The following is a 13,466-nucleotide window of genomic DNA, read 5'->3' as shown; positions in this document are numbered from 1 at the left end:
ATCGCCGCGAGTGTTTGCACAAAACCACGGCACGGCATTCGGATATGACGGGGATGGCCTGCGCCTTTCCCTCACAACCGAACATATCTCGCCCGGACGGATGTCGTCACCCTCTACTGCGGCGTACCTCCGTTCAGGTGAATTGGCACTCTCGTAACCTGCAACGATGCAGGTTCGCAGTCAGTTCCGGTTTATTTCGAAGGAATCCGGCGACGCAGCGACCACTGCCGCGCAGATCAAGTCACCGGCCTGCCCGTCACCCATGATTCCCGGCATCTCACGCGTCCGCCGCACCGCGCCCTCCGTCGATCCAGCCTTCTGTTCCCCTGTGCTTTCCCGAGTTCCCGCCAGGTACACAGCGTTTGTCCCGCCGACCCACCCACCGGACTCCGCGGTCACCCGTCCATACGCGTCCACCTCCTCGGCTGTTCCGCCGTATACGTTCGTCTGCTCCGCCACGGGCCCCTCCGCTGCGGACCCCGCCGTCCTGCCGTACGCCACCGACGGCGTCGCCCTGCCGTGGGCCGCCTCCGCCGTTCGGCCGCGCGAGTCCACCCGCCCCCGGCCGCAGGAGCCCGCCCTTTCCGCCAAGGCCGCCCGCACGGCACGTGCCGCTTCCGCCAGGGACGCGCCCGTCGTCATCAGGTCGTCGACGAGCACGACCGGACCTTCGGGGAGCAGCCGGACTCCGCCCGGAGCCACCGTCAGCGCGCCCGCGAGATTGTCCAGCCGTTGCCGGGAGTTGAGCCCCGACTGATCGGCCACCGCCCGCCGCTGCCGCAGCACGGCGAGCACACGCGCCGGCGTCCCGGCCCGCCGCAGCTCACCAGCGGCCGCGAGCGCGATCCGCCGCGCGGGGTCGTGCCCCCGCGCCCGTACCGCCCCACGCGCGGACGGAACCGGTACGAGCAGCACAGGCCCGCCGGCGCTCCCATGCCGCCCGGCCCGCCCGTTCCCGTCCGCGCACACCTCCCGCAGCCCCGCCCGCACGGCTCCCGCCAGAGCCGTCCCGAGGGGCGCCGCGAGCGCCAGCGCACCGCGTTCCTTGTGGGCCAGCAGCGCCGCCCGCACCTCGTCCGTGTACCGGGCCGCCGCGTGGACGACCGGCAGCCCGGTGGGTTCCGGCACCGGTCGCACCCGGCTCGGTGCGGTCCCGCTCAGGACGGCACGGCACTCCGGGCAGAGCACCGTGCGAGGCCTTCCACAGCCTCCGCACTCGGCCGGCAGCACCAGGTCGGTGAGGTCCTGCCACCACCCCCGCATGTCCACCACTGTGCCAATGCCCGCACCGAGCGACCACCCCTGTGGATAACCCCCTGTGGAAAAGAGACGCCCAGCCCAGAAAGAAGCGGCCGCCTCCAGCCGGGGTCCCACCCCGCCGGAAGCAGCCGCCGCACTCACCGTCCCCGAACCTCAGCGGCTCGGCCCGGGCGGAACCTCACCCCGGATAGACCGGCGCCGTCCCGTCCGTCACCACCTTCTGCCACTGCGTCCCCGACGGCAGCCGGACGATGCCGTCCTCCGAGTACCCGACCAGCGGCAGCCGCGCGTCCTCGGACGCGGTGATCTCCTTCACCCCGCTGAGGGCGGCGGGCGCCGACCCTTCCGGTGTGGAGCCGTCGACCTGGACGTACCGCATCGTCTGGACCCCGCCCTTCTCACGCCCGACCACCACGAGCCGGCTGTCACCGGCCCACGACATCGCGGTGACCTCCTCCCACTCCGGCGTCGCGGACCGCAGTTCGTGCACCGAGACGGCCGAGCGCTCTCCCGCCTTCTGGTCCTCGCTGCGTTCGATACGCCCGATGAGCAGCGACGATTTGTCGCCCTTCTTCACCACGAGCGCGATCCGCACGCCGTCCGCGGCCACCTTCACGGACTCGATACGCCCCTCCAGCCCCGGCGGCGTCTTCACCACCAGCGGGTCACCGACGCCCTCCTTGAGCAGCAGCAGCCGGGGATCGCGAGGATCGCGGTCGGCCACCCACAGATCGCCCTGGGCGTCCCAGCTGGGCGCCGACAGCCTCTCCTCCGCTGTCTTGCCGCCGCTGGTCAACTCGGGCTCACCGAGCGGGCCACCCGACACCAGCGCACCGACGTACAGGTTCTTGCCGTCGAGGCCGATCCCGGCCGCCATGTCCTCGTCGCGCGACACCGCCACCGACCGCAGTTCCCTCTCGCCCTCGCCGAGGGCCCCCGGCACCGGATCGGGCTCGGCGTCGTTGGCGGCGGCCGCCAGCCGTACGAGCCGGTGCTCGTCGTCGAGGAAGTACAGGTACCCGGCTCGCTCCACCGACCCGCGCACGGCGACGGCCTTCGCCTGGAACTCGTCGAGCGCGCACAGTTGCCTGCCGCCCGCCTCCAGCACGATCTCGTCCACCGTGGGGGTGAGGTTCTGCAGGGTGAACAGGAGCTGCGCCGCCATCTCGTCGCACTTGGCCGGCCCGACCCGGGCCGCCTTGTCGTTCAACGGCACGGTCAGTATGTTCCGGTCGTCCGGCGTCAGCGAGTCGACGGTCTTGTCCAGTGCCGTACCGGTCGGGAAGCTCGACCGGACCACCGGGTTGAGCCACCTGGTGGGCCCCTTGAGCAGAGAGCGCACCATCTGCGTCATGGGGTCCACGTTCCTGCGCACATAGACGGGATCGGCGACGGCCGCCGTGTGCGGAGAGGTCCCGAGCGTGATGTTCGAGGCGAAGTAGTACTTGTCGACCGACATGTAGTTGCGCTGGAAGTCCGACTCGCCCATGACGACTCCGCGCGGCGGCACGTCGATGCGCCATTGCCTGGACCGTTTGTCCCGGACGAGGTGCATCGACTCGCTGTAGTCGCCACTGGCGGGCGCGTACGACTGCTGCGCGTCGACCGTGGCGACCCTGGTGCCGGTCAGCGTGTACGTGAGGCTGTCGGACTCCTCCCGGCCTCCCACATGCTCGGCCTCGGCACCCGGCCCGTTGGCGAGAACCGTCGTGGACAGTTTGGGCTGCCACCTGCGGGAGGCTTCCTCGGTCAGGTACTTGCTGGCCGTCTCGTAGTCCGGATCGTCGCTGGTCAGTGCCTCCAGGAAGCCCGACACGATCTCCGAGGACGAAGCGTCCTCGCGGGGCGGCATGGCGAAGACCCGCACCTGGGTGTCCTGCCGCGGCGTGGACTCGACGCCACGCAGGTCACCGCTGTCCGGCATCGAGGCGCACCCCGTCAGCAGTACGGCGCCACAGGCGGCATACGCCACCGCGCGTCCCGGTCGGCGCCGGGCGCCCCCCTCACGGTCAGCGCCCACGAAATGCCTCCCCATGCTTGCTCGGCTTCTCGGCCGGCCCGGTTTCCTCGCTCGGCGGACCGTCCGCCCCGGGCGTGTCCTCCTCCCGCCGCGCACCCGTCGCGGGCCGGGGGACCACGCGCGCGCCGTTGCCGGGCAGCGCCGTGGGATCGGCCTTGGGGGTCGCGGCGGCGCCCAAACGCGACGCGATCGGGTCCCTCGACGGCATCGGGGACACCTGGTCACCCGTGGGCTGCGTCGGCACCGTCACGGCCTTCTCACCGCCGCCGGACGGCAGACCGGCGTCATCAAGTCCACGATTGCGGCGCGAGTCCTTGGGCTCCAGCGGTATCGGCGAGCCCCGCAGCGGCTCGTCCGCGGTCCGCGGCAGCGTCAGCCGGAACTGCGAACCGCCGCCCGGCTCGCCCCACGCCTGCAGCCAGCCGCCGTGCAGCCGCGCGTCCTCCAACGCGATGGACAGTCCCAGTCCCGTACCGCCCGTGGTACGCGCGCGTGCCGGATCGGCCCGCCAGAAGCGGCTGAAGACACGGGTGGCCTCGCCGGGCTTGAGCCCGACGCCGTAGTCGCGCACCGCGATCGCGACGGCCCCGCCCGCCGCGGCGAGCTTGACGACGACGTCCCTGCCCTCGCCGTGCTCGACGGCGTTGACGACGAGGTTGCGCAGCACGCGCTCGACGCGCCGGGCGTCGGCCTCGGCGACGATGGGCTGCTGGTCGCCGACGACACGTATCCGTGTCCCCTTGCGCTCGGCGAGCGGCTCGGCTCCGCTGACGACGCGCCGTACGACCTCCCTGAGGTCGATCGGCTCGGCCTCCAGGGCGGCCGCGCCCGCGTCGAAGCGGCTGATCTCCAGCAGGTCGGCGAGCAACGACTCGAACCGGTCCAGCTGGTCGGCCAGCAGCTCCGCCGACCGCGCGGTCACCGGGTCGAAGTCCTCCCGTGCCTCGTGGATGACGTCCGCGGCCATCCGCACGGTCGTCAGCGGCGTCCGCAACTCGTGCGACACGTCCGACACGAACCGCCGCTGCATCCGCGACAGGTCCTCCAGCTGCTGGATCTTCAGCTGAAGGTTCTGCGCCATCTTGTTGAAGGCCTCGCCGAGCCGCGCGATGTCGTCCTCGCCGGTGACCTTCATCCGCTCCTGCAGGCGCCCGGCGGACAGCCGCTCGGCGATCCCGGCGGCCATCCGCACCGGCGTGACGACCTGACGCACCACGAGCCAGGCGATGGCCCCGAGGAGGACGACGACGAACAGCCCGGCGGTGGCGAGCGTCCCCTTGACCAGGCTCAGCGACTTCTCCTCCTGGGTGAGCGGGAAGAGGTAGTAGAGCTGGTACGGGTCGCCGTTGGGGTCGTTGACCTGCTTGCCGATGACCAGGGCCGGCTGGGACTCCTTGTCGACGTTCGGGTAGTAGACGATGCGGGTGTAGCTCTGGAACGCGTTCGTATTGCTGTCGATCCGTTCGCGCAGGCTCTCGGGCACACTGCTCGTCGGGTTCACCCCGCCGGAAGCGCGCGGCCCGCGCCCGCCGGTGTCAGCGCCCGCGGAGGCCGGGAGCGTCACCACGTCGAAGGCACCCTGACCGCCGCTGGAAAGAGAGGAGACGAGGTCACTCATCCACTGGATGACGTTCTGGTCCGCACGCTCGTCCGCCGTCGCGCCGTCGTCGGCGGTCCCGGCCTTCGCCTCGTCGGACCTCTGCTTGGCCACCGCGAACCCGCCGGTGGCCTGGCTCTGCGAAGCCTTCACCTTGGCGTCCAGCAGGCCGTTGCGCACCTGTCCGATGACGACGAAGCCCAGCAGCAGAACGACGCCGAGCGACATCAGCAGGGTCGTGACGACGACCTTGAGCTGGATGTTGCGCCGCCACAGCCGCATGACGGGCAGCAGCGGCCGGCGCACCCACCGCAGCACGAGACGAAGGACCGGGCTGCCCTGGACTCCTCCTTGCAGCAGCCCGCCCTCGAGGAACCGTCCCCAGCGGGAGCCCGCCGCGTTCCGGCCGACAGGCCGCTCCGGACGGGCCCCGGTCCGACCGGGGGCCGCAGCGGCGCTGTCCCCGGACACGTCAGCTCGGCCCTGCCTTGTAGCCCACACCACGGACGGTCACCACGATCTCCGGCCGCTCCGGGTCCTTCTCGACCTTGGAACGCAGCCGCTGCACATGCACGTTGACCAGACGGGTGTCGGCCGCGTGCCGGTAGCCCCACACCTGCTCTAGGAGCACCTCACGGGTGAACACCTGCCAGGGCTTACGGGCCAGCGCGACCAGCAGGTCGAACTCCAGCGGCGTCAGCGCGATCGACTGCCCGTCCCGCTTCACCGAGTGCCCGGCCACATCGATGACCAGGTCACCGATGGCGAGCTGCTCGGGCGCCGGCTCCTCCGACCTGCGCAGCCGCGCCCGGATACGGGCGACGAGCTCCTTCGGCTTGAACGGCTTCACGATGTAGTCGTCGGCGCCGGACTCCAGGCCCACGACGACATCGACGGTGTCGCTCTTGGCCGTGAGCATCACGATCGGCACCCCGGACTCGGCCCTGATCAGACGGCACACCTCGATACCGTCCCGCCCAGGCAGCATCAAGTCGAGCAGCACCAGATCAGGCTTGGTCTCCCTGAATGCGGCCAACGCCTTGTCGCCGTCGGCTACGAAAGACGGCTCAAAACCTTCACCACGCAGCACAATGCCGAGCATCTCGGCCAGTGCGGTGTCGTCGTCGACGACAAGGACTCGTCCCTTCATAAACGACATCATCCCATTCTCATAACAGTGGCGAAGGCTCAGGTGAGGTAGGTCACCGGCCAGTGACCTTAGTCGTACGCGGTCGGCACTGTCTGCCCGCGTCCGCGCCACAGTGCGTGACGTTTGGACGGGTTCGCCCACCTTGCCCCGACCGGTCCGCCCCTACCTCACAAGCTCCGCGACACCTGCCGCGACCGGGCACACAACTCCGCCAGCGCCTCAGCGGTCACAGGCGACGCGGTTCCCTCCTCGGTGACGATCGCCGTCACCAACTCGGGCGGCGTCACATCGAACGCCGGGTTGTACGCCTGCGTTCCCAGTGGCGCCACCGGAATCCCACCTCCGGCTTCCGTCCCCGCCACCGGCACCTGCGGCGCCACGATCTCGGTCACCTCGAATCCCGGGCGCTGCTCGACCTCGATGGACGCCCCGTCCGGCGTCTGCGGATCCACCGTCGTCAGCGGCGCCACCACGATGAACGGCACATGGTGATAGCGCGCCAGCACCGCGAGCGGATAACTCCCCACCTTGTTCGCCACCGAACCGTCGGCCGCGATGCGGTCCGCCCCGATCAGGACCGCGTCCACCTCTCCGGCCGCGAACAGAGAGCCCGCCGCGTTGTCCGTGAGCAAGGTGTACGCCATGCCGCTGCGCGCCGCCTCGTACGCCGTCAGACGAGCCCCTTGCAGCAACGGCCGCGTCTCGTCCACCCACAGCCGCCGCAACCGCCCGGCCCGGTGCGCCGCGAGCGCCACCGCGAACGCCGTGCCCTCCCCACCCGACACCAGTGCCCCGGTGTTGCAGTGCGTGAGGATGCGGTGCCCACCGCCCGGGAGCAGCTCGTCCAGCAACGCCAGCCCACGCTCGGCCATCCGGGCGCTCGCCTCGGCGTCCTCCTCGTGCAACGCCCGCGCCGCACCCAGCGCCGCCGCCGCGGCCTGCTCGACGTCCCCACTCCGTACGAGCTCGGCCCGGTACGCGGACTGCGCCCTGCGCACACCGACCTCGAGATTCACGGCCGTGGGCCGGGCGCCCGCCAGCGACTCGGCCGCCGCGTCCACGTCGAAGCCGCGCGCGGCGGCGAGCGCGACACCGTACGCCCCGGTGATCCCGAGCAGCGGCGCCCCGCGCACGGCGAGCGAACGGATCGCCTCCACCAGCGCGGACGCGTCCGTACAGACCAGCTCAACCTCCTCGGCCGGCAACCTCGTCTGGTCGAGAAGCACCACGACGGGCCCCTCGGGTGGCTCGTCCCATCGGATCGCCGGAGTCTCTGTGGGCTTGCTGTCCTCGCCGGATTGCGCGTACTGATCAGCCATGCGGTCAGTCTGCCCCGTGTCCGGCGGACAATTGAAGGTGTGCAGCCCATACCGCGGCAGGTACCTCGCCGACCGCCCCATGGCACGATGGCTGCCAACCTGCCGCCGCGACCGCGGACGGGCACCGTGAAGGAGCGACGATGAAAGACACTCCGGGCTGGGCCTCGCCCGGATCCGCCCCGTCCGACGGGCCGGAGCCCGGCCCGTCCGGCCCTGCCGAGCCCGCAGACCGTCCCGATGCCGCACAGCAGCCGGGACCGGACCCACAGGACCCCGGCACGAAGTGGTCCAAGGAGCAGCCGCCACCCGCCCAGTGGTCCGCTCCGACGGGCCCGCAGGCCCCCGGCCAGGCACCGCCGCCCCCACCGCCCGGCCCGGGCTGGGGCGCTCCGCCTCCCGCGAGCCCTGGCGGATACGGCGGCTACGGCGGCGGCCACCAGGGCTACGGCCCCCCGGGCGGGCACGGCGCCTGGGGAAGCGGCTGGGGCGGCCCTCCGCCCGCCGCCAAGCCGGGCGTGATCCCGCTGCGCCCGCTCGGCGTCGGCGAGATCCTCGACGGCGCGGTCTCCACCATGCGCACCTACTGGCGCACGGTCCTGGGCATCTCCCTGACCGTCGCCGTCGTGACGGAGATCCTCGTCATCCTCCTCCAAGGCTTCGTCCTCAACGACCGCACCAGCACCGAGGCCCTCAACGACCCGAGCGCCACCGTCAGCGAACTGGCCCGGGCCACCCGCGACGCCTTGCTCGGCTCCAGCGCGATCTTCCTGATCTCGGTGATCGGCGCCATCGCCGCGACCGCCCTGCTGACGACGGTCACCAGCCGCGCGGTGCTGGGCAAGTCGGTGACGACCGGCGAGGCCTGGCGCGACGCCCGGCCTCAGGTGCTGCGGCTTTTCGGCCTGCTCTTCCTGTTGCTGCTCATGACCTTCGGCCTGGTGCTCCTGGGCGCCCTGCCCGGCATCCTCGTGGCCGCTTCGGGCTCCGGCGACGGAGGCGCGGCGCTCGCCGTCCTGGGCACCCTCGGCGCCGGCATCGTCGCGCTGTGGCTGTGGTTCCGCTTCTCCCTCGCCTCGCCCGCGCTGATGCTGGAGAAGCAGGGAATCATGAAGTCGCTGAGCCGCTCCGCGAAGCTGGTCCGCGGCTCCTGGTGGCGGGTGTTCGGCATCCAGTTGCTCGCCATGATCATCGCGAACATCGTCGCGGCGATCGTCGTCATCCCCTTCACCTTCCTCGGCGGCGCCGTCAGCGGCGAAGGCGCCACCAGCTTCCTCGACGGCACCACCGACTTCGGCTGGACGTTCCTCATCATCAGCGGCGTCGGCTCGGTGATCGGCTCCATGATCACCTTCCCGATCTCGGCCGGGGTCACCGTCCTGCTCTACATCGACCAGCGCATCCGCCGTGAGGCCCTCGACCTCGAACTGGCCCGCGCAGCCGGCGTCCAGGGCTACGGCGTCGACACCCGGGGGAGCTGAACCGGTGTTCCTGGCGGGGGGAGTTCGCACGGCGGCGTCAGCGCTGCCGGACGCGGCCGTACGCGCGCTGCCGCGCGTCGGCGACACGTCCGTACTGTCGTTGACGGCGCGCTCGGACGACGAGCCACCACTGACGATCCCGCGTGATCCCGCGCGGGAAGCGGCACGGCGCGAACTGTCCAAGAACATGTACCACGAGCACGAACCCAGCTGGTTCCAGCGCGCCTTGGACGCCTTCTGGAACTGGGTCGAGGAACTGTTCAGCAGCGCCTCGACCGTCACGCCCGGAGGACCGCTCGGCCTGGTCGTCGTCATCCTGGTCGTCCTCGCGGTCCTCGGCGCCCTGTGGTGGCGCCTCGGCACCCCTCGCCGCCAACCCACCTCCTCCGCCGCCCTGTTCGACGACCGCCCCCGCAGCGCCGCCGAACACCGAGCCACGGCCGAAGCACACGCCGCCCAGGGCCACTGGAACCAGGCCCTCCAGGAACGCATGCGCGCCATCGTCCGCTCCCTCGAGGAACGCGCGCTCCTGGACGTCCGCCCCGGCCGGACCGCGGACGAGGCCGCCGCCGAAGCGGGCCGCTCGCTGCCCTCCCACACGGACCGACTGCGCGCCGCCGCCCGGGACTTCGACGACGTGACGTACGGCGGACGGACGGCGACCCAGCAGGCGTACCAGCGCATCGCCGAACTCGACCGCGACCTGGAGAGCACCAAGCCGCAGCTCGCGAGCACCGCACCCAGCACGGCCCCCAACGCCCGCCAGGGAGCCGCCCGATGACCACCGAGGCCACGCTCCCCTCCACCTCGGCCTCGCCCACCGCACGCCAGGTCTGGACCCGTGCGCGAGGCGTCGCCCTCGCCGTCGTGCTCCTGCTGGTGGCAGCCGTCGTGATCGCCACGATCCGCTCCGACGCCCGGCACGGCACCCTCGACCCACGCTCCGCCGACCCCAACGGCAGCCGGGCGATCGCCGAACTCCTCGCCGACCGCGGCGTGGACACACGCGTCGTCACCACCCTGGACGAGGCACGCGCCGCGGCCACCGCGGACACCACCCTCCTGGTCACGGACCCCGACCTGCTCACGCACCGTCAGCAGAGCCGGTTGCACTCGGCGACCACCGGCACCGACGGCCGTACCGTCCTCGTCGCACCCGGCAGCAGGTCCGTCGAAAGGCTCGTCCCCGGCGTCACCGCGGACCCCGCCACCAGCCTCGACTCGGAACTCGCCCCCGGCTGCTCCCTGCCCGCCGCCCAACGAGCCGGCACCGCCGACCTGGGCGGCATCCGCTACACCACCACCCACCTCGACGCCGACGAGTGCTACCCCAGCGAGCGCCTGGCCACCCTGCTGCGCGTCCCGGAGGCCGACGGGGACGGCGACACCGTCGTCCTCGGCGCGCCCGACATCCTCTACAACGACCGCCTCGACGAGCAGGGCAACGCCTCGCTCGCCCTCCAGCTCCTCGGCTCCCGCCCCCATCTGGTCTGGTACCTCCCCTCGCTCTCCGACACATCCGCCACCGACGCGGACGACGAACGCAGCTTCTTCGACCTGCTCCCCTCAGGCTGGCTCTGGGGCACGCTGCAGCTCTTCATCGCAGCAGCCCTGGCCGCCCTATGGCGGGCACGCCGACTCGGCCCCCTGGTGCCCGAAAAACTCCCCGTGGCGATCCGCGCCTCCGAAACCGTCGAAGGCCGCGCCCGCCTCTACCGCAAGGCGAACGCCCGCGACCGCGCGGCCGCCGCTCTTCGCTCCACCACCCGCACGCGCCTCGCCTCTCTCGTAGGTGTCCCCGCCGCCCAGGCGCACGCGCCCGAGGCCCTGCTCCCCGCCTTGTCCGCCCACCTCCACAACCACGGAGACGGACAGACCCTGCCCACGCTTCTCTTCGGCCCGCCGCCCAGCGACGACGCAGCACTCATCTCCCTCGCCGACCAACTCGACGCCCTCGAAAGAGAGGTACGCCGTCCATGATGGACCCGACCACTGACAACGCCGGGAACACCGGGGACCCGGGCACCGCCCGCGCCTCCCTGGAAGCCCTGCGCGCCGAGATCGCCAAAGCCGTGGTCGGCCAGGACCCCGCAGTGACCGGCCTCGTCGTCGCCCTCCTCTGCCGAGGACACGTCCTCCTCGAAGGCGTCCCCGGCGTCGCCAAGACACTCCTCGTCCGCGCCCTCGCGTCCGCCCTGGAACTCGACACCAAGCGCGTCCAGTTCACCCCTGACCTCATGCCCAGCGACGTGACGGGCTCCCTCGTCTACGACACCCGCACCGCCGAGTTCTCCTTCCAGCCCGGCCCGGTCTTCACCAACCTGCTCCTGGCCGACGAGATCAACCGCACCCCGCCCAAGACCCAGTCGTCCCTCCTGGAAGCCATGGAGGAACGCCAGGTCACGGTCGACGGCACCCCCCGCCCGCTCCCCGACCCGTTCCTGGTCGCGGCGACGCAAAACCCGGTGGAATACGAGGGCACCTACCCCCTCCCCGAAGCCCAGCTGGACCGTTTCCTCCTCAAGCTCACCATCCCCCTCCCCTCCCGCCAGGACGAGATCGACGTCCTCACCCGCCACGCCGAGGGCTTCAACCCGCGCGACCTGCGCGCCGCGGGCGTGCGCCCCGTAGCGGGCCCGGCAGACCTGGAAGCGGCACGCACGGCCGTAGCCAAGACCACGATCTCCCCCGAGATCACGGCCTACGTGGTCGACATCTGCCGAGCCACGCGAGAATCGCCCTCACTGACGCTGGGCGTCTCCCCGCGTGGCGCCACAGCCCTCCTCGCCACCGCCCGCGCCTGGGCCTGGCTGACCGGCCGTGACTACGTCATCCCCGACGACGTCAAGGCACTGGCCCTCCCCACCCTCCGCCACCGCGTACAGCTCCGCCCGGAGGCCGAGATGGAAGGCGTCACCGCCGACTCCGTCATCAACGCGATCCTCGCCCACGTCCCCGTCCCCCGCTGATGGCACTCACCGGACGCGCCGCACTCCTCGCGGCCCTAGGCTCCCTCCCCGTAGGAATCTGGGATCCCAGCTGGACGGGCATCCTCGCGGTCAACGCGCCTCTGGCCGCGGCCTGCGCCTGCGACTTCGCCCTGGCAGCACCCGTACGACGCCTCGGCCTGACCCGCTCCGGCGACACCTCGGTACGCCTGGGCGAAACGGCCGATGTCACCCTGACCATCACCAACCCGTCCCGCCGCCCACTCCGCGCCCACCTCCGCGACGCCTGGCCACCCACTACCTGGCAGCCCGGCACAGAGATGACGGCCTCCCGCCACCGCGTGACAGTCCCCGCCGGCGAACGCCGCCGCGTCACCACCCGTCTACGCCCCACCCGCCGAGGCGACCGCCAGGCCGACCGCGTCACGATCCGCTCGTACGGCCCCCTGGGCCTCGTCTCCCGCCAGGGCACCCACAAGGTCCCCTGGACGGTACGCGTCCTCCCACCCTTCACCAGCCGCAAGCACCTGCCCGCCAAGCTGGCCCGGCTGCGCGAACTCGACGGCCGCACCAGCGTTCTCACGCGCGGCGAGGGCACAGAATTCGACAGCCTGCGCGAGTACGTCCCCGGCGACGACACCCGCTCCATCGACTGGCGTGCTACGGCCCGACAGTCCGCAGTCGCCGTACGCACTTGGCGCCCCGAACGTGATCGCCACATCCTCCTAGTCCTGGACACCGGACGCACCTCGGCAGGACGCGTCGGCGACGCTCCACGCCTCGACGCCTCCATGGACGCGGCACTGCTCCTGGCCGCCCTCGCGTCCCGAGCCGGCGACCGCGTGGACCTCCTCGCCTACGACCGCCGAGTACGCGCCCTCGTCCAGGGCCGCACAGCAGGCGACGTCCTTCCCTCCCTGGTCAACGCGATGGCCACACTCGAACCCGAGCTGATCGAAACGGATGCCCGAAGCCTCACGGCCACGGCTCTCCGTACGGCCCCCCGCCACAGCCTGATCGTGCTGCTGACGACCCTCGACACCGCCCCGATCGAGGAGGGGCTGCTCCCCGTCCTGCCCCAGCTCACCCAGCGGCACACAGTCCTGCTGGCATCGGTGGCGGATCCTCAGGTCACACGCATGGCAACAGCACGCGGCAATGCAGAGTCCGTGTACGAGGCAGCAGCCGCCGCCCAGGCCCAGAGCGAACGGCATCGCACAGCCGAACAACTCCGCCGTCACGGCGTTACGGTCGTCGACGCAACGCCGGAAGAACTCGCTCCGGCATTGGCAGACGCGTATCTGGCCCTTAAGACAGCAGGCCGCCTGTAAGCCGAGGGGCTTTTCCGAAGGAGCTCTGGGGGAATCGCCCCTCGGAGCCCCGAACACTATTACTGGGGTAAATGCAGAAAGCCCCCGTGCCGGTATCCCCGGCCGGGGGCTTCCTCAAGAATTGTTCGGCGGTGTCCTACTCTCCCACAGGGTCCCCCCTGCAGTACCATCGGCGCTGTAAGGCTTAGCTTCCGGGTTCGGAATGTAACCGGGCGTTTCCCTCACGCTATGACCACCGAAACACTATGAAACAAGACCGGAAAAAACGGTCGTTGCCTCAGAACTAACACAGTGGACGCGAGCCTCTATGGACAAGCCCTCGGCCTATTAGTACCGGTCACCTCCACACGTTACCGTGCTTCC

At 71.2% G+C, this 13,466-nt stretch carries 9 protein-coding genes, 1 rRNA gene and 1 pseudogene; 5 read left to right on the top strand and 6 right to left on the bottom strand.

Features of this window, described 5'->3' with window-relative positions:
* Positions 1 to 588: 588 nt before the first annotated feature.
* The 5 genes and pseudogenes from ABZ078_RS10280 to mtnA form a co-directional block, all read right to left on the bottom strand.
* A pseudogene (locus ABZ078_RS10280) lies at positions 589 to 1,263 on the bottom strand (ComF family protein); the annotation flags it as partial.
* Positions 1,264 to 1,438: 175 nt separating this feature from the next.
* Positions 1,439 to 3,280: an LpqB family beta-propeller domain-containing protein gene (locus tag ABZ078_RS10275; RefSeq protein WP_356573611.1), complete on the bottom strand. Its 1,842-nt coding sequence runs from the start codon at positions 3,278 to 3,280 to the stop codon at positions 1,439 to 1,441.
* Positions 3,270 to 5,348, bottom strand: coding sequence for an MtrAB system histidine kinase MtrB (mtrB, locus tag ABZ078_RS10270; RefSeq protein ID WP_356573609.1), 2,079 nt, complete (start codon positions 5,346 to 5,348; stop codon positions 3,270 to 3,272). The genes ABZ078_RS10275 and mtrB overlap by 11 nt, the downstream gene beginning before the upstream one ends.
* A 1-nt stretch (position 5,349) precedes the next feature.
* Entirely contained in the window at positions 5,350 to 6,039 is a 690-nt protein-coding gene (gene mtrA, locus ABZ078_RS10265) for a two-component system response regulator MtrA (RefSeq protein ID WP_015659998.1), read from the bottom strand.
* A gap of 155 nt (positions 6,040 to 6,194) precedes the next feature.
* On the bottom strand, positions 6,195 to 7,346 hold the full coding sequence (mtnA, locus tag ABZ078_RS10260) for an S-methyl-5-thioribose-1-phosphate isomerase (RefSeq protein ID WP_356573607.1): 1,152 nt from the start codon (positions 7,344 to 7,346) through the stop codon (positions 6,195 to 6,197).
* A 140-nt stretch (positions 7,347 to 7,486) separates the two neighbouring features.
* On the opposite strand from mtnA, the gene ABZ078_RS10255 reads away from it, so the two are divergent.
* From ABZ078_RS10255 to ABZ078_RS10235, 5 genes are read left to right on the top strand one after another with little or no spacing between them, the layout of a single operon-like run.
* Positions 7,487 to 8,824 (top strand): hypothetical protein, encoded by a 1,338-nt coding sequence (locus ABZ078_RS10255; protein ID WP_356573605.1) that lies wholly within the window; start codon positions 7,487 to 7,489, stop codon positions 8,822 to 8,824.
* Positions 8,825 to 8,828: 4 nt separating this feature from the next.
* Complete coding sequence (locus tag ABZ078_RS10250; protein WP_356573603.1) at positions 8,829 to 9,605, top strand: DUF4129 domain-containing protein; 777 nt, start codon at positions 8,829 to 8,831, stop codon at positions 9,603 to 9,605.
* Positions 9,602 to 10,804 carry a DUF4350 domain-containing protein gene (locus tag ABZ078_RS10245; RefSeq protein WP_356573602.1) on the top strand — a complete coding sequence of 401 codons (1,203 nt, stop codon included), beginning with the start codon at positions 9,602 to 9,604 and terminating at the stop codon, positions 10,802 to 10,804. The genes ABZ078_RS10250 and ABZ078_RS10245 overlap by 4 nt, the downstream gene beginning before the upstream one ends.
* Positions 10,804 to 11,793, top strand: coding sequence for a MoxR family ATPase (locus ABZ078_RS10240; RefSeq protein ID WP_356573912.1), 990 nt, complete (start codon positions 10,804 to 10,806; stop codon positions 11,791 to 11,793). Before ABZ078_RS10245 ends, ABZ078_RS10240 begins: the two co-directional genes overlap by 1 nt.
* Positions 11,793 to 13,103, top strand: a complete 1,311-nt coding sequence (locus ABZ078_RS10235; protein WP_356573600.1) for a DUF58 domain-containing protein — start codon at positions 11,793 to 11,795, stop codon at positions 13,101 to 13,103. Before ABZ078_RS10240 ends, ABZ078_RS10235 begins: the two co-directional genes overlap by 1 nt.
* Positions 13,104 to 13,226: 123 nt before the next feature.
* On the opposite strand, the gene rrf is transcribed toward ABZ078_RS10235, so the two are convergent.
* Positions 13,227 to 13,343, bottom strand: a 5S ribosomal RNA gene (gene rrf / locus ABZ078_RS10230).
* Positions 13,344 to 13,466 lie beyond the last annotated feature (123 nt).

Source organism: Streptomyces sp. NPDC006385, assembly GCF_040612485.1.
Lineage (GTDB): Bacteria > Actinomycetota > Actinomycetes > Streptomycetales > Streptomycetaceae > Streptomyces.
The sequence above is the reverse complement of the archived record's forward strand: the minus strand, read 5'-3'. Positions and strand labels throughout refer to the sequence as shown.